The sequence below is a fragment of the Nocardia sp. NPDC058058 genome (genome assembly GCF_042885355.1).
Lineage (GTDB): Bacteria > Actinomycetota > Actinomycetes > Mycobacteriales > Mycobacteriaceae > Nocardia.
Window position 1 is genome coordinate 1,728,261 of record NZ_JBHVSA010000002.1, and the last position, 16,231, is coordinate 1,744,491.

Sequence of the window (16,231 nt, forward strand, 5' to 3'; positions counted from 1 at the left end):
GTCGCGCCGATCACACCGCTCCGGCGCAGGTCCCCAGTGTCATTGCGGCCCTGAAAGACTCACCGCTCGCGGCCCGGCGGCACCATGAGCACCGGCCGGTGGCAGTGTTTGAGCACCGCGTCCGCGACGCTGGAGTGCATGAGCGCGCGGATGCCGGTCGCCCCGCGGGTGCCCGCGACGATGATGTCCACATCCAGATCGTCGGCCACCTCGACAATGGCGTTCCAGATGGTGGTGGTGCATTCGACGGTGCTCGCCTCGGCATTGAGCCCGGCGAGTTTGGCCAGGCGCACGCCCTCGGAGTTGATGGTCCGGGCGTCGACGTACGCGACGTCCTCGATCTCGTCGTCGGGCATCCATTCCGGTTGCATCACACCGGAGAGTCCGGACAGCCGCGCGGCCTGGCGCGCCATCGGCTCCCAGGCGGTGAGGACGACGGCGCGGTTCGCGGACAGGAACCGTCCGGCGTATTCGACGGCGCGGCGCGCATTCTCGGACCCGTCGTAAGCGATGAGCATCAAATCGCACGGCATGACGAACCTCCTGATGGGAACGCATGTCTCTGCCCCCGAGGTTACCCCGGAAAGGTCGCCGGAAGCCGACTTGACGATTTCTGTCTGTCGCGGGTTGTCCACAGTTTGCGAACGATTCACCCAAATCAGTGGTGGGATACGCGACTCCGGTTTTCACTGACAAGAGTCGGTTTTTCACCGACGTGTCGGCACGCCCTACCGCCGACTTATCGACATCGCCGTCGTTGGAGCAGAGCCCGGACGAGGGGTGGATTGTGCGGTTGGACGAGCTGACTACCCCGCAGGAATGGGCGAGCGTGTATCGCTCCCTGTTCGGTTTGCCGCATGTGCACGTCACCACCCCCGGCTTCGTGGTGTTACCCCTGGTGGACACCATCGCGGCATTGAACACCCCGGAACCGTTGGGCGCCTTGATACTCGGCGAGTTGACGGTGCGCGGCTTGCCCGGCCCCGTGCTGGTGCGCGATCGGCCGCCGCGCCGCACCTTCCTGGCGGTGTTCGACGGGTACCCTTCAGACGAATGGCTCGAACGCTTGGAGCGCAACAGCGTGGACATCGGCCCGCATCGCAGTAATGTCATCCTGCCCACCGGATTCGGTCGGCACACCCATGAGGGCAGGTGGTGGGCGCGCGCACCTCAGCGCGATGAATCGCTACCCCTGCTATCGGAATTGCTCGACGCCACCATCGCGGTGCTGTGATCCGGTGTCCTCGATCGAAGCGGCCGTTTTCGGCCATCATGAGGCAGATCCCCGGGCACTGCTCTACTACGAATGGTGTCAGCGTCTCGAATCCGGTTACGCGGTAGCCGATTTCGCCGAGGATGTGAACGAGTTGTCGCGGGCCGACCGGCCCATGGACGCGGCCTGCTGGCGACTACTCGATCGCATCGAATCGGCGGGGCGGGACCCGGACTGGCGCTACTTCGAATGGGCAGCGACCGGCGGTGATCCGAACAGCCTTGGCGTGGCCCGGGATTCGCCCGGATATCGCACCCCGGTCGACTACTCCCGCACCGAACTGTTCGATCGCATCCATGGCGGCTGGCTGGGCAGATGTGCGGGTTGTGCGCTGTCCGGGCCGCGCGTCTCCTCCGTAATCGGCTGTGCGCGTGATGAAAACCTCGACTACACGATTCTCGGCCTGCATCTGCTCGAGCAGTACGGCGCCGACTTCATCGCCGACGATGTCTCGGCCCTGTGGCTGGAACGATTACCGTTCCTGCGCACCACCACCGCCGAGCGGGTGGCCTACCGCAATCTGATCGACGGTTTCCTGCCCCCGGATACGGCCAGCTACCGAAATCCCTACCGGGAGTGGCGGGGTGCGCTGGTCCGCGCGGATATCTACGGCTACACCAATCCCGGTGATCCGGTCCGCGCGGCCGAACTGGCCGCCCGGGATGCCTCGATCTCGCACACCGGCAATGGATTATGGGCGGCGCGCTGGGCCGCGGCGCTGGTGGCGGCGGCATTCACGGCCGCGAATCCGGGCGAGGCGCTGGAGCGGGCACAGCGGGTGATCCCCGCGAATTCCCGTTTGGCGGTGGCGCTTTCAGAGGTCATCGCGGATCACGCGGACAACCTGGGGTGGGAGCGGGCACGCGCCGTGATCCATGAGCGGCACTCGCACTACAACCGCCTGCATTCGATCGGCAACTGCTGTCTCATCGCCGCCGGATTGCTCTGGGGCGCGGGCGATTTCACCGAAACCGTGCGCTTGACCGCCGGGGCGGGCTGGGATTCCCGATCGAACTGTGCGACGGCTGGTTCCGTGGCGGGCATCTGTATCGGCGCGTCTCGTATCCCCGCCCACTGGACCGACTCGCTGGGCGACACCCTGCACAGCGCCGTCACCGGCTACCCCACCCTGCGCATCTCCGACCTGGCGACCAGAACCCACCGGCTGCTGCCGTGAGGTGTGGATCCCGGCCAAAAGCACGCCGGGATGACGGGGTGGGTGCGCCCCTGACAATGCGAGAGCGGGGCCCGGTTCCATCGGAACCGGGCCCCGCCCTTGGTATTTCGCTTTCGCGCTAGCGGAGTATTCCTAGCGCTCCACGATGGCGACGACGCCCTGGCCGCCCGCGGCACAGATGGAGACGAGCGCGCGCCCGCCGCCGTTCTCGGCCAGCATCTTGGCGGTGGAGGCGATGATGCGCCCACCGGTGGCGGCGAACGGGTGGCCCGCGGCGAGCGAGGAGCCGTTCACGTTCAGCTTGCTGCGGTCGATGGAACCGAGCGCGCCGTCCAGGCCCAGGCGCTCCTTGCAGTACTGGTCCGACTCCCAGCCCTGCAGGGTGGCGAGCACCACGGAGGCGAAGGCCTCGTGGATCTCGTAGTAGTCGAAGTCCTGCAGCGTCAGGCCGTTTCGGGCCAGCAGGCGCGGCACCGCGTAGGTGGGGGCCATCAGCAGGCCGTCCGGGCCGTGGATGTAATCGACGGCGGCGACCTCGGAATCGACCAGGTAGGCCAGCGGCGAGATGTTGTGCGCGGCGGCCCACTCGTCGGTGGACAGCAGCACGGTGGACGCGCCGTCGGTGAGCGGGGTGGAGTTACCCGCGGTCATGGTGGCGTCGCCCGCCTTGACGCCGAAGACCGGCTTCAGGGTGGCCAGCTTCTCGATGGTCGAGCCCGGACGCAGGTTGTCGTCGCGGGTCAGCCCGAGGAACGGGGTGATCAGGTCGTCGAAGAAACCGCGGTCGTAGGCGGCCGCCATGTTCTTGTGCGACAGGTAGGCCAGCTCGTCCTGGGCCTCGCGGGCGACGCCGAATTCCTTGGCGGTGATGGCGGCGTGCTCGCCCATCGAGAGTCCGGTGCGCGGTTCGGCATTGCGCGGGATCTCGATGCCGACCATGGACGGGCGCAGGCGGCCGACCAGCTTGGCGTAGTCCTTGTTGTTCTTGGCGCGGTTGGCGTCGAGCATCCACTCGCGCATCGACTCGCTGACGCCGATCGGCGCGTCGGAGGTGGTGTCCGTACCGCCGCCGATACCGGCTTCGAAGCGGCCCAGCGCGATTCCGTCGGCCACGGTCTGGATGGCCTGCAGGCCGGTGCCGCAGGCGAGCTGCAGGTCGTGGGCCGGGGTGTACGGGGACAGGGTGGAGCCGAGCACGCTCTCGCGGATCATGCCGTGCTCGCCGACGCGCTTGAGGACCGCGCCGCCGACGACCATGCCGAGGCGTTCGCCCTGCAGCCCGAAGCGGCTGACCAGACCGTTCAGCGCGGCGGTGAACATGTCCTGGTTGGAGGCGTGCGCGTACTTGCCGTCGGAGCGGGCGAACGGAATCCGGTTGCCGCCGAGGATCGCGACAGGCTTGGCCTGCTTGGCGGTCTTGGCCGCGGGCTTCGCCGAACGGGCTTTGGTGGTCACTCGAGTCTCCAGTGTCTCGTCGGGTGGATTTCCGTACTCGCACGGTCCCGCGGGACCGGCATTGGTCGGTTTACATTAAACTTACTCTGGAGTAAGTTCATTTGTCGACACCGTACCCCGCGAATGTGCCCAACACCGCCCGCGGGGCCTAGACAAGAGAAGGTAGGAACAGTGGCAGCCAGCAAGAGCAAGGGCGCTCCCAACCTGTACGGATCTTTCATCCACTCTGCTCCGGGCGCGTTCCTGGCGAGCAAGCTGGGTCTGCCGCAGCCGGAGAACCTGCGCCGCTACGTCGCCGGTCAGCCCGCGCTCGCCGGTCCGGTGCTGCTCGGCGGTAAGGGCCGGGTCGCCGATGCCGCCCGTAACCTGCTGTCCGACTACAGCTTTGTGGATTCGGTCACCCCGGGCACCAAGCTCGGCGCGCTGGTCTTCGACGCCACCGGCATTCGCACCATCGAAGAGCTGCAGCAGCTGTTCGAGTTCTTCCAGCCCGCCATGCGCAGCCTCGCCGCGTCCGGCCGCATCCTGGTCATCGGCACCACCCCCGAGCTGACCGCGTCCGTCGACGAGCAGATCGCCCAGCGCGCGCTGGAGGGCTTCAGCCGCTCGGTCGCCAAGGAACTGCTGCGCGGCTCCACCGGCAACCTGGTGTACCTGCACCCGGAGGCCGCCGCCACCGCCACCGGCCTGGAATCCACGCTGCGCTTCATCCTTTCGGGCAAGTCGGCCTTCGTCGACGGCCAGGTGTTCCGCGTCGGCAAGGATGACTCCACCGCCCCGGCCAGCTGGGACAAGCCGCTCGCGGGCAAGGTCGCGGTGGTGACCGGTGCGGCGCGCGGTATCGGCGCGACCATCGCGGAGGTGTTCGCTCGCGACGGCGCCACCGTGATCGTCGCCGATATCCCGGCCGCCGGTGAGGCGCTGTCCGAGACCGCCAACAAGGTCGGCGCGACCGCGCTCGCCCTGGACGTGACCGCCGCCGATGCCGCCGAGAAGCTGGCCGCGTTCGCGACCGAGCGCTTCGGTGGCGTCGACATCGTCGTGCACAACGCCGGCATCACCCGCGACAAGCTGCTCGCGAACATGGACGAGGGTCGCTGGAACTCGGTCATCAACGTGAACCTGGCTGCCCCGCACCGCATTACCGAGGGCCTGGTCGCTGCCGGTGCGCTCAAGTCCGGTGGCCGCGTCATCGACGTGTCCTCCATCGCCGGTATCGCGGGCAACCGCGGCCAGACCAACTACGGCGCGTCCAAGGCCGGTGTCATCGGCATGGTCAACGCCGAAGCGCCGAAGCTGGCCGAAAAGGGCATCACCATCAACGCCGTCGCGCCGGGCTTCATCGAGACCGCCATGACCGCGGCCATCCCGCTGACCACCCGTGAGGCCGGTCGCCTGATGAGCTCGCTGCTGCAGGGCGGTCAGACCATCGACGTCGCCGAGACCATCGCCTACTTCGCCTCCCCGGCGTCGAACGCGGTGTCCGGCAACATCGTTCGCGTCTGCGGCCAGAGCCTGATCGGAGCATGATGAGCCAGACCATCAAGCTCGGCGAGGTGCCGAAGAACTCCGGCCTGTTCGTCAAGGCCGCGCTCGGCGCACTGCCGGTGCCCGGACTGTCGAACCGCCCGTCGAAGCTGCCGGACCGCACCGTGCGGCTCGAAGGCTTCAAGGTCGATCCGAATCACCTGGCCGCGTACTGCCGCGCCACCGGGCTGCGGTTCAGCGACGCCCTGCCGCTGACCTACCCGTTCGTGCTCAGCTTCCCGCTCGCCATGCAGCTGGTCGTCGCCCGCGACTTCCCGTTCGTGGCGGTCGGCGCGGTGCACGCGGAGAACGTGATCGAGCGGACCCGGGAGATCTCGGTCGCCGAACCGCTGGATTTCGACACCCATATCGAGAATCTGCGCGAGCACCCGAAGGGCCTGCTCGTGGACGCCATCACCGAGGTGAGCGTGGGCCGGGAGCTGGTGTGGCGTCAGGTCACCACCTTCCTGCACCAGCAGCGCACCTCGTTGTCCGGCGGTCCCAAGCCCGAGCCCAAGCCGGATGAGGTTCCGCCGCCGCCGCTGCGCACGCTGCGGGTGGATCAGCAGACCATCAGCCGGTACGCCAACGCGTCCGGTGACCACAACCCGATTCACACCTCGGCGTTGGGCGCCAAGGCCTTCGGTTTCCCGAAGCCGATCGCGCACGGTATGTGGTCCGCGGCCAACATCCTGTCCAACCTCGAGGGTCGCATTCCCGAAAAGACCACGTACGCGGTCAAATTCGGGAAGCCGATCCTGTTGCCGTCGACGATCAACGTCTACGCCGACAAGGTCGAGGGCGGCTGGGATCTCGCCCTGAAGAACCCGAAGAAGGGTTACCCCCACCTGACCGCCACCATTCGCTGAGTCGGTTCTGCCACGGTCTCGGCTGAGACCGTGGCGCACCGAAGCCAGCAATGTCGCACCGAGTGTGGCAAATTGGTGACAGTTCATCCGAAGACCCGGGGTCACGCCGATTCGGTGGTTTCCGAACCACCACGGGGTCCGGCCATCACAGGTATGGTCGGGCCGCCGACAGCGTCGGCCCCGCAGGGGCGGGGCGAGAGCCGCGCACCGATTCAACACCGTATGTCGCCACGCAGGGGTTTCGACATCCGGAGGGGTAATCGGTGTGCGGCTTTTACGTTTTCGGCGCTCAGCAGTTGCAATCGCAGCCGCAGCAGTCACAATCGCAGCAGTCGCAGCCGCTACAGCAATCGCCGCAGTCACAGCAGTCGCTGCAATCGCAGCATCCCCGATTGATCCACGAGTCCTTGCGCTCGCCGCTGCACGGGCTGGTGTGCTCGGCGCAGCAGGCGTACCCGGTGCAGTACTGGGACAACCCGATTCCGACGCCCTCCCAGAACCCGGGCCTGCGGAACGGTGTGCGCGGCGGTTCGGTGCCGAACACCGCGTGCGGTCCGTTCGCGGTGCCATCCCCCGTCATCCCGGCGCGCTTTTGGCCGGGATCCACAGCCGTCGTGTGAATCCCGGCCACAAACATGCCGGGATGACGGAGATCCGCTGCGGGGATGACGGTTTCGGCGCTGTGCCGGGCGGTGCCGCAGGCGTGCGTGGCGCAGGCGTGCACGGTTCCGGCGGCCCGGCCCAGTTTGCGGACGACACCGTGCAGTGGGTCCAGCAGCATCCAGCGGATGGAGGCGGTGCGGTCCAGGCCCACCGTGACCAGGGCGGCTTTGAGCAGCGAATTCGATTCGCGCAGTAGGGCGTGCGCGTCGGTGGTGCTGGTTCCGGTGGCGGTCAGCGGATTGAAGCGGCCCGCTTCGCGATCCTCGTCGATGTCCTCGATGGCGTCGGCGAGATGGGCGATGCGGCCGAAATGCCAGCCCGCTTCCCGTAGCGCGTCGGCGTTTTCGGGGCGTCCGGCCAGAATCGCGGTGTGCGCGAACAACTCCGCCGCGCACAGCTGGGTTGGCGCGGTCAGCTCGGCCAGTGTGGCACCGGATTCCTCCAGCGCCACTTGCGATTCGATCGCGGTGATGAGGGGGTCGATATCCAGGCCGATGGGTGCGGCGGCCGCGCGCGCCCGGGTGTGCCAGCGGTTGGCGACGTGCGCCATCGGCCGCTTGCTCAGGCGGCGGGTGTCACCGTCGTCGATGTGATCGCGAATCTTGGCCGCGCCCAGCAGCAGTGAGGCGGTGGCGGCCAATTGGACGCCGGGGGAGTCGGCGGGCGCGACGCTGGCCGTGCGCATACCGCGCAGTGGGCAGGGGCCCGCCGCGGTGCGTTCGAGGGTGCGCGTCTGCTGTGCCTCGGTGAGTACGCCCAGCACGATGGCATCGGTATTGGTGGCGGCCCGCGCGAGCTGCCCGTGCCCGTCCCGCAGACCGAGGCAGAGTCCGCACAGCTGGGTTTGCCAGGCGGTCGCTTCCATACCGTATTTGGCGGCACTGTGCGCGCACGGCTTGAGCATTCCGAACAATGCGAGTCCCCGTTTCCCGGGCCGGTGCGCACCGGCCGTCCAACAACACAATCCGAGCGACTGTGGCAGGCGTTAACGGGACTGGCAAGCGCTGCGGGAGATTCGTCCCGTCAGGCGGGTTCGATTTCCTTCTTCTTACCGGACAGACCGCGCCAGGCGAGGTTGTCGAGCAGGTCGACGGCCTCGGCCATATCGACGGTGCCGCTGGCGACCCGGTCGGCGATGGCCTCGCCCGCGCCGATCACCGCGACCGACACCACTTCGAAATTGGTGCCGGGTTCGGCGTATTTGGCGCTGGATTCGAGCAGTTTCGCGGTGAGCTCTATGACCCGGTCCCGGCTGTTGGAGATCTCCGAGGCGAAGGGTTGCTGGCCGAGTGCCTGTCTATAGAGCACCTGCCAGGACAGCCGGTTGTGGTCGACATAGGACAGGAAGGCCTCCAGGCCCGCCCGCAGCTGTTCGTGCGGGGTGAGCTTGGGGTTGCCCGCGACCGCGACGGCTTCGATGAACCGCATGCTCTCGCGATGGATACAGGCGCGGAACAGTTCGTCCTTGGAGCCGTAGTACAGGTAGAGCATGGGTTTGGAGATCTTCGCCTCGGCGGCGATGGCATCCATGGAGGTGTCGTGATAACCCTTGCGCGAGAAGACCTCCACCGCGGCGTCGAGCATCTGCTGCTCGCGCACCGCGCGGGGAAGTCGTTTCGTTCCGCCTGCCATCCACATCTCCTAGGACATATCGAAGCCCCTATCTTACTCCAAGGTAAGTTCCGCGAGTGCGAATTGCCGGTGATTCGCCATCGGGCGTCAGCAGTGTGGAGCGGTGCCCTTGTACTTTGCCATCCGAAGGACCGAGGCATCTACCTGGCTTCCCGGTAGGCGGTTGGCCTGCACGGCCTGTACCAGCCGGTCCAGCACCTGCGGGACCGCGTCCGTGGTAATCCACAGCGCATTGTCGGCACCCGCGACCAGGGCGGCCTCGACCGCGTCCTCGATGCTCATGCGTGCGGTGATGGCGGCCATACCGCCGAGGTCATCGGTGAAGATCACGCCGTCGAACGGGGCCGCGTTATAGCCGGTGCCCTGCCGCAGCAAATCCATGGCTTCCTTGCTGATGCTGGCGGGCTTACCCGGTTCGGTCAGTCCGGGCACGTCCAGGTGTCCGACCATGACGGCCGAACCGGAATCGACGAGCTTGCGATACGGGACCAGATCCGAGGTCTGCAACTGCTCCAGCGGCGGGGTCTTCACCGCGCCGGTGTGCGAATCGCCCGAACCCGAACCGTGGCCCGGGAAGTGCTTCATGACGGTGCCCAGACCGGCATCGTGCGCGGCGCGAATGTAGGCATCGGCGTACTGCACCACCACATTCGGATCATCGGAGAAGGAGCGGTCGCCGATCACCGAATCGTCGGGCTGGCTGCTCACATCCACATCCGGCGCGAAATCGACGGTGACGCCGAGTGCCTTCAGCTTCTTGGAGCGATCCAGGGTGAAGGTGTAGAACTCGTCCGGGCTCATCTGGCCGACGGTGGCGCGCGCGGACGGCGCGACCCCGATCAGGTCCTTGGCCCGCGATACCCGGCCGCCTTCTTCGTCGATGGTGACCATGAGCGGGGTGCGGGACGCGGCCTGCACCTTGTCGATCTGATGCTGGGCCAGCATCGCCTTATCGGTCCAGCTGCCGACGAAGATGCCGCCGATCTGCTCGGTCTTCACCACGTTCTCGGCATCGGCCTCGCCGGTGACGCCGACGGTGAGCAATTGCGCCAGCTTCTGTCGCAGCGTGAAGTTCGCCAAATATCCGGCCGCGCAGTCCTGTTGCGGTGCGGAGCTGCTCGGCGGCGGCGTGGTTTCGCTGGATCCCGTTGTGCTGGTGGTCGATTGGGTCGACTGATCGGACCCGCTGCCGGAGCAGCCGGCCAATACGAGGGCGGTGAGTGCGATCACGATCCCAGGAGCGTTGCGCATGGCATCCGACGGTAGCCGCCGCCGGGGTTCGCGCCTATTCGGACACCGGTGTTTCGGTCCCGTTTGTAGCCCGACCGCTGTACGAGCGGATTTGGCAAACGTGTGGCGATCGACACATGAGGCAATTAAGTGACTCGGACATACGTCCAGTAAGGTCTCGTTCGCGTGCTGGATAACAGATCTAGCTGCATAAATACGCACATCTGCGGATTCGCGCGGGGGAATCGAGTCGAACCCGGCGGATGTGCGCCAAGGGGAAGTTGTCTCAGATCGGCCATCGGCAGTGTTGTGGCAAACCTGCCGGGCCGGTTCTATGGGACGAACCTGATGGAGGACTGACATATGCGAATCGGCGCAATGCTGCGCACGGCCGCCCTGGGAGTCGCCGCCGCGGTGGGAGTGGGAATGGCCGCCGCGGCACCGGCCTCGGCGAGTGAAGTGGACCGCTATCTCGATCTGCCGCTGATCAACCGGGACGCGGCCGCCGGTCCCGGTGGTGTCCACCCGGACCTGCCGTACGACGGCCCCGAACTCGGCAGACTGCTCGAACAGGCTCGCGCACAGGACGTTCCGCCGCAGCGCTACGCCGCCCTGCTCTACCAGTACTGGCTGGTCGACGCCACCGGCAAGGCGGGCATCGACCTGCGGGCCTGGAATCCGCGCGACGGGGTGCGCGCCAATCGCGACAACCTCATCAGGTCATACCGCTACTACGAAGACCTGCAACTCGCGCACCGCGAATTGCAGTGGGCCGGAATGGGCGGCCAGGTCGGCGCCGACTTCGGCGGTGGACTCATCGATTTCGAGCTGATGGGCTCCGATCTCTATGGGCTGCCCGGACTTTCGGAGTCGGCCGGAGCGGTGCTCGCGGCCGTACAGCGGGCCGCCGGACCGCAGGCCGTGGAACGCCTGCCCGCCGGTCTGCGCGCCCTCGCCGCGGCCGCCCCGCGCATCACCCCCGAGGACGTCGACCACGTCATCGCCGCGATCCTGGTGATGCAGAAGAACATCTTCTCCGACCTCATGCCCATGCACGACGCGTATGTCACCGGCGGGCTGCCAGCACTTCAGGAATTCCAGGCCGCCGGACTCTTCGGCGACGACATCATGGCCGCGTGGCGCGATGTCGCCTCCGGGAACGGTGCACGCGTCGCCGCCGGCAATCGCGCCCTGCTGCGCCGCGAACAGCAGTGGGCCATCGCCCGGCAGTGGGACGAAGTGCGTTCGTACAAGGGCGATGTCGGCGAGGCCATCACCTATCTCAGTGGCGCGGCGGGTTCCCCGTCGGTCGCGGGTGTGGTGCCGCCCCGCCAGTTCCATCCCATCCGGATCTCTTTCACCGCGGCCGACGGCACCCCCGCACTGCTGACTCTGCCGCTGCCGGAATGGAATTGGTCGGTGCTGGACTCGCGCTGGGAGTACATCACCGACGAACTGCTGCCCAAGTACCGCGATCAGGTCGAGAACAACTGGCCCGCGCTGGAGGCCACCATGCGCACGCCCTACGAGGTGCAGATGGAATCGAAACGCCCGCTGCTGAACATTCCGCAGCTGCTGGATTCCGCTGTGCGCCAACTACAGGTGACTCCCGCGAGCCCGGTCACCGCGGGTACGGAAATGGCGGTGCGATAAATCATGCGACGCACCCTTCCCGCCGTACTGTTCGCCGCGGCCGTGCTGCTGTCGGGCACCGCCGTGGCGACCGCCGCACCGGAGCCGGTGACCCCGGTGGCCCCGGTGAATCCGGTGCCCGGAATCGACCGGGTCTTCAACGGATTCGTCATCGGCACGCTGAACACCGCCGAAAACGCCTCGCCGGAAGAGAAATTCGAGGCACTGCTCGCGAATGACCCCTTCTACGAGGAGCCTGCGCTCACCGGTTCCGAGAAGCCCGGCACCGTACTGAAATCCAAGCCGGTCGACGTGATGTTCCTGGGCGTGAAGCCGACCACCGTCGACGCGCACAAGCTGATGTACGTCACCACCGCCCCCGACGGCGTCACCCCGGTCATCAGCACCGGCATCCTGATGATCCCCAAGGACGGCAAGCCCGCCGCCGAACGCCGCCTCATCTCGTATCAGGAGGCGAACGACAGCGTCGGCTGGTCGTGCCATCCGAGCACGCAGTGGACCGGTGGTGCGCCCCTGGACGGTTCGTCCTGGTCCGCGCTCGGCCCGCTGGCGCTCATGTTCGACAAGGGCTACGCGGTGATGATCTCCGACGTCGGCAATGACGCGGATCGTGATCCGCACGGCGTCTTCGTCGGCACCTACTCCGGGCACGCCCAATTGGACGGCGCGCGTGCGGCATTGCGGCTTCCGGAGTCGGGGTTGAGCAATGACACCCAGATCGCCCTGTTCGGTATCGCGGGCGGCGGTGTGGGAGCGGCCTTCTCGGCGGAAATGGCTCCGACGTACGCACCGGAGCTGGACATCAAGTCCACGCTGCTGGAGGGCATGGTCGTCGATCCCGCCAATTTCATGCGCGTCACCAGCGGTTCGATCGGTTCGGGCTTCGCGCTCGCGACGCTGCTCGGATTGGAGCCCTGGTACCCGGAGATGCGGGTGAACGACAAGCTCAATCCCGCCGGACAGGCGCTGGCGAACTTCTATCGCACGCAGTGCCAGGTGCCCGCCTATTTCGGGCTGCCGTTCGTGCCGATGGAGGCGCTGTTCACCTCGGGCCGCAATCCGGCCGACGAGCCGGATTTCCAGCGCGCGTTCGCGAACAATGTGCTGGGGCGCAATGGAACTCCGACGTCGAAGATCATGATCTCCTCGTGCGCCAAGGATGATTCGCCGATGTCGCTGGTGCCCGCCGCGGACGCCAGGAATCTCGCCGAGACCTATCGCGGTCAGGGCGCCGACGTCACCTACGCCCCGACCGATTGCAGCATGGAACGCTTCATCACCGATATGTACGGCTGGGGCGTCGACCTTTTCGGCATGCAGACCATCGACTGGATCGACGGCAACTTCGAATGACAGCACTATCGAAAGGAGCCGCCCGATGATGGCCATCGTGGACGGTGTGGTTTACCTGCTCACCTTCGGACCGCTCGCGGTCGCGAAGATGCTCGCGCAGGCGCTGGGCCTCTGATATCCGATGCGCTAGGCCTTCGGTAGCTCGTGGTGGCCGCCGAAGGCCTGGCGCATGGCCGACAGCACCTTGTCGGCGTACAGCGATTCACCGCGTGAGGAGAAACGCTGGAACAGGGCCGCGGACAGCACCGGCGCGGGCACGCCCTCGTCGATGGCGGCGTCCAGCGTCCAGCGGCCCTCACCGGAGTCCGAGACATTGCCGCCGAACGAATCCAGGTTCGGATCGGCGTAGAGCGCGGCCGCGGTGAGATCGAGCAGCCAGGACGCCACCACCGAGCCGCGCCGCCACACCTCGGTGACCTCGGGGACATCGATGTCGTAGCGGTAGAGCTCCGGATTCTCCAGCGGCGTGACCTCGGCCGAATGCTCGGTGTCCTGCGCATTGCCGACATTCGCCCTGTGCAGGATGTTCATCCCCTCGGAATACGCTGCCATGGCACCGTATTCGATGCCGTTGTGCACCATCTTCACGAAGTGTCCCGCGCCCGCGGGCCCGCAGTGCAGGTAACCCTCCTCCGCGGTGGACGGCGTGCCCGTGCGCCCGGGCGTGCGCGGTGCCGTATCCACGCCCGGGGCAATGGATTTCAGCAGCGGTTCGACATGTGCGACCGTCTCGGTCTCGCCGCCGATCATCAGGCAGAAGCCGCGTTCCAAACCGAAGACGCCGCCGGATGTTCCGATGTCGAGGTAATGAATGCCCTTGGGCGTCAGCGCCTTCGCACGCTTGATGTCCTCGTGGTAGCGGCTGTTGCCGCCGTCGATGATGATGTCACCGGGTTCCAGCAGTTCGGCGACCTGATCGATGACCGCGCCGGTCGCGCCCGCCGGAATCATCACCCACACCACCCGGGGCGTCTCCAGCATGGCGACGAACTTGCTCAGTTCGGTGCTGCCGGAGAAGCTGTCGCCGAGTTCGGCGGTGAGTTCGTCGATATGCGAGCTCTTGCGTTCGAAGCCGACGGCGGTGTGCCCGTCCCGGACGATGCGCCGCACGATATTGGCGCCCATCCGGCCCAGGCCGATCATTCCGAGCTGCATGTCATCTCCTCGAGTCGTCCCGAACCACGGGCGGCCCCGGGTTCTACTGACTGTTCCGGTGCGATCGTCTTGATTGTCCCAGTTCCGGTTGCCGGAAGTTTTTTCCGGTCTCCTCGGGAAGGTGTGTAACGCCCCCGAGCGGGTGTCGATAAAGGGGTGGCTCCGTGCTGTTGCCAGACCCCCGACCCGGCAACCGCACGGAGCCTCTCTTCGTTTCCGGTGCCGTATTGCGCAGAAGTTGCTGCGAGCCTGGACAAACCCCCGTGTCGGAGCCGCCCACTATGGTGGGTGGCGGGCTCGCGTGCGCGAGTCCGGATTCAACCATTTGGGAGGATGGTTCGTGACCAGCGGAAGTCCCGGGCGGCACGCGCGTGCGCGGCAGGCCCCGGCCGAACCACCGACGCCCGGACGCCAGTTCCTGAACTCGGCCATGGCCCGCCGGGCCGGGATCGCGGCGGGTGTGCTGATGGCCGCGGGCGGTATCGCTTTCGCGGTGGACTGGACGCTCTCGTCCGGGCAGACGCCACGCGGCGTGCAGGTAGCGGGCATCGATATCGGCGGGTTGCAGCGCGCCCAGGCGCAGACCCGGCTGGAGCTGGAACTCGATAAGCGTGTCGCACAACCGCTCACGGTCGAGATCGGCGATGTGCGCGCCGATCTGGTGCCGCGCACGGCGGGCCTGTCGGTGGATTGGGACGGCACCTGGGACCGCATCGGCGGTCAGCCGTTGAACCCCTTCACCCGGGTGTGGTCGCTGTTCGCGACCCGGCGGGTGGAACCCGCGAGCCTGGTCGACGAGACCGCCATGACCAAGCAGCTCGACGCGCTGCGCGCCAACGACCGCCAGCCGGTCGAGGGCGGCATCGTCTTCGATCAGGGCAGACCGGTGCCGGTGCGGCCGGTGCCCGGGCGAGTGCTCGATGTGGTCGCCGCGCGCGCACAGCTCACCGATCACTGGGCCGACGGTTCGGTGCTGGATCTGCCCGCCGTCGAGAAGCAGGCGAAGGTCAGCTCCGCGGCGGTGGACAGGGCGCTGCGCGAGATCGCCCAGCCCGCGGTGCGGGTGCCGATCACCTTCACCGGTAAGGGCGGCAATGCCGCGCTCGATCCCGCGCAGCTCGCGGGCGCACTCGTCTTCCAGCCGAACGAACAAGGCGCACTGGAACTCTCGTACAACCGGGATGCGCTGATCGCGGCGCTGGAACCACAGTTGAAGCCCACCGTGGTGGAACCCAAGGATGCCACCTGGACGCTGTCCGGCAGCCGCGCCACCCTGGTGCCCGCGGTGGTCGGCGACGCCGTCAACTGGGACAAGACCTTCGAAGGTCTTCCGGCCCTGCTGGTTTCACCGGGCGACCACGTCAAAGCCGTTGTCTACGAGCAGGTGCAACCCAAGCTGACCACCGCCGACGCCGAGAAGTTCGGTGTCGTGCAGCCCGTCGGTTCCTTCACCACCGGCGGTTTCAGCGGTCCGTCCGGCGTGAATATCCGCACCGTGGCGCGCAAGGTGGACGGTGCGGTGATCCGGCCCGGGGATGTGTTCTCGCTCAACGACTTCACCGGTACCCGAGGCGTGGCGGAGGGTTATGTCGAGTCCGGCATCATCGACCACGGCCGTCCCAGCACCGCGGTCGGCGGCGGTATCAGCCAGTTCGCGACCACGCTCTACAACGCGGCCTACTTCGCGGGGCTGGAAGATGTCGACCACACCGAGCACAGCTACTACATCTCCCGGTACCCCGCCGCCCGCGAGGCCACGGTCTTCGACGGCGCGATCGATCTGAAGTTCCGCAACAACACCCCGTACGGCATCTACATCGAAACCGTCGGCGGCGACTCGGAGCTGACGGTCCGGCTGTGGAGTACCAAAACCGTTGAGGTGGAATCGATCACCGGTGATCGGGTGAAGCCGACCGAACCGAATACGGTCACCCTCCCCAAGGGCAAGAACTGCATCGCCTCGGACGGCGCACCCGGTTTCACCACCTCGGATACCCGAATCATCCGGGATGCCAAGTCCGGCAAGGAAACCTACCGCCACACCCGCACGGTGAAGTACGACCCCATCCCCGTCGTGAAGTGCGAGTGATCCGAGATCCCTTCGCACACAGGTTATCCACCGCCTGTGGATAACCCTTGGGATGACTTGGGATAGATCACAAACAGGAGTTGGGGCCCGGAATCCTCCGGGCCCCAACCTTTATCCACAGACAGCGGTGCGCCCCTGGGGGATATCCCAGGGGC

The 16,231-nt window shown here is 66.8% G+C and carries 13 protein-coding genes; 7 read left to right on the forward strand and 6 right to left on the reverse strand.

Annotation, left to right across the window (positions count from 1 at the left end; all coding sequences use genetic code 11):
- Positions 1-59: 59 nt before the first annotated feature.
- Entirely contained in the window at positions 60-533 is a 474-nt protein-coding gene (locus ACFVUS_RS22605; RefSeq protein WP_387769374.1) for a universal stress protein, read from the reverse strand.
- Between the two features lie 260 nt (positions 534-793).
- On the opposite strand from ACFVUS_RS22605, the gene ACFVUS_RS22610 reads away from it, so the two are divergent.
- Both ACFVUS_RS22610 and ACFVUS_RS22615 read left to right on the forward strand, forming a co-directional pair.
- A complete protein-coding gene (locus ACFVUS_RS22610; protein ID WP_387769377.1) occupies positions 794-1,234 on the forward strand; it encodes a hypothetical protein in 441 nt (146 codons plus the stop codon).
- 4 nt (positions 1,235-1,238) lie between these two features.
- Positions 1,239-2,450, forward strand: coding sequence for an ADP-ribosylglycohydrolase family protein (locus tag ACFVUS_RS22615; protein ID WP_387769380.1), 1,212 nt, complete (start codon positions 1,239-1,241; stop codon positions 2,448-2,450).
- Between the two features lie 132 nt (positions 2,451-2,582).
- Here ACFVUS_RS22615 and ACFVUS_RS22620 read toward each other — a convergent pair whose 3' ends face one another.
- A complete protein-coding gene (locus ACFVUS_RS22620) occupies positions 2,583-3,905 on the reverse strand; it encodes an acetyl-CoA C-acetyltransferase (protein WP_387769383.1) in 1,323 nt (440 codons plus the stop codon).
- Positions 3,906-4,028: 123 nt separating this feature from the next.
- On the opposite strand from ACFVUS_RS22620, the gene ACFVUS_RS22625 reads away from it, so the two are divergent.
- Positions 4,029-5,435, forward strand: a complete 1,407-nt coding sequence (locus ACFVUS_RS22625; protein ID WP_387769386.1) for a 3-oxoacyl-ACP reductase — start codon at positions 4,029-4,031, stop codon at positions 5,433-5,435.
- Positions 5,435-6,301, forward strand: a complete 867-nt coding sequence (locus ACFVUS_RS22630; protein ID WP_387769389.1) for a MaoC/PaaZ C-terminal domain-containing protein — start codon at positions 5,435-5,437, stop codon at positions 6,299-6,301. The genes ACFVUS_RS22625 and ACFVUS_RS22630 overlap by 1 nt, the downstream gene beginning before the upstream one ends.
- Before the next feature lie 289 nt (positions 6,302-6,590).
- On the opposite strand, the gene ACFVUS_RS22635 is transcribed toward ACFVUS_RS22630, so the two are convergent.
- From ACFVUS_RS22635 to ACFVUS_RS22645, 3 genes are all read right to left on the reverse strand, one after another.
- A complete protein-coding gene (locus tag ACFVUS_RS22635; protein ID WP_387769393.1) occupies positions 6,591-7,868 on the reverse strand; it encodes a DUF5685 family protein in 1,278 nt (425 codons plus the stop codon).
- Positions 7,869-7,987: 119 nt separating this feature from the next.
- On the reverse strand, positions 7,988-8,596 hold the full coding sequence (locus ACFVUS_RS22640; protein WP_387769396.1) for a TetR/AcrR family transcriptional regulator: 609 nt from the start codon (positions 8,594-8,596) through the stop codon (positions 7,988-7,990).
- 87 nt (positions 8,597-8,683) lie between these two features.
- Positions 8,684-9,847, reverse strand: a complete 1,164-nt coding sequence (locus ACFVUS_RS22645; RefSeq protein ID WP_387769398.1) for a glycoside hydrolase family 3 N-terminal domain-containing protein — start codon at positions 9,845-9,847, stop codon at positions 8,684-8,686.
- 342 nt (positions 9,848-10,189) lie between these two features.
- Between ACFVUS_RS22645 and ACFVUS_RS22650 the strand changes: the two genes are divergently transcribed.
- Both ACFVUS_RS22650 and ACFVUS_RS22655 read left to right on the forward strand, forming a co-directional pair.
- A complete protein-coding gene (locus ACFVUS_RS22650; RefSeq protein ID WP_387769401.1) occupies positions 10,190-11,479 on the forward strand; it encodes a hypothetical protein in 1,290 nt (429 codons plus the stop codon).
- Between the two features lie 3 nt (positions 11,480-11,482).
- On the forward strand, positions 11,483-12,832 hold the full coding sequence (locus ACFVUS_RS22655; protein ID WP_387769404.1) for a lipase family protein: 1,350 nt from the start codon (positions 11,483-11,485) through the stop codon (positions 12,830-12,832).
- 126 nt (positions 12,833-12,958) lie between these two features.
- Here the strand turns inward: ACFVUS_RS22655 and gnd are convergent, their stop codons facing one another.
- Positions 12,959-13,987, reverse strand: coding sequence for a phosphogluconate dehydrogenase (NAD(+)-dependent, decarboxylating) (gene gnd / locus ACFVUS_RS22660; RefSeq protein WP_387769407.1), 1,029 nt, complete (start codon positions 13,985-13,987; stop codon positions 12,959-12,961).
- A gap of 340 nt (positions 13,988-14,327) precedes the next feature.
- Between gnd and ACFVUS_RS22665 the strand changes: the two genes are divergently transcribed.
- Complete coding sequence (locus tag ACFVUS_RS22665; RefSeq protein WP_387769410.1) at positions 14,328-16,076, forward strand: VanW family protein; 1,749 nt, start codon at positions 14,328-14,330, stop codon at positions 16,074-16,076.
- Positions 16,077-16,231 lie beyond the last annotated feature (155 nt).

Excerpts from the sequence above, each read along its gene's own strand:
- ACFVUS_RS22655 (WP_387769404.1), top strand. The coding sequence starts at position 11,483 with ATGCGACGCACCCTTCCCGCCGTACTGTTCGCCGCGGCCGTGCTGCTG.
- ACFVUS_RS22605 (WP_387769374.1), bottom strand. The coding sequence starts at position 533 with ATGCCGTGCGATTTGATGCTCATCGCTTACGACGGGTCCGAGAATGCG.
- ACFVUS_RS22640 (WP_387769396.1), bottom strand. The coding sequence starts at position 8,596 with ATGGCAGGCGGAACGAAACGACTTCCCCGCGCGGTGCGCGAGCAGCAG.
- ACFVUS_RS22625 (WP_387769386.1), top strand. The coding sequence starts at position 4,029 with ATGTGCCCAACACCGCCCGCGGGGCCTAGACAAGAGAAGGTAGGAACA.
- ACFVUS_RS22635 (WP_387769393.1), bottom strand. The coding sequence starts at position 7,868 with ATGCTCAAGCCGTGCGCGCACAGTGCCGCCAAATACGGTATGGAAGCG.
- gnd (WP_387769407.1), bottom strand. The coding sequence starts at position 13,987 with ATGCAGCTCGGAATGATCGGCCTGGGCCGGATGGGCGCCAATATCGTG.
- ACFVUS_RS22645 (WP_387769398.1), bottom strand. The coding sequence starts at position 9,847 with ATGCGCAACGCTCCTGGGATCGTGATCGCACTCACCGCCCTCGTATTG.
- ACFVUS_RS22650 (WP_387769401.1), top strand. The coding sequence starts at position 10,190 with ATGCGAATCGGCGCAATGCTGCGCACGGCCGCCCTGGGAGTCGCCGCC.
- ACFVUS_RS22630 (WP_387769389.1), top strand. The coding sequence starts at position 5,435 with ATGAGCCAGACCATCAAGCTCGGCGAGGTGCCGAAGAACTCCGGCCTG.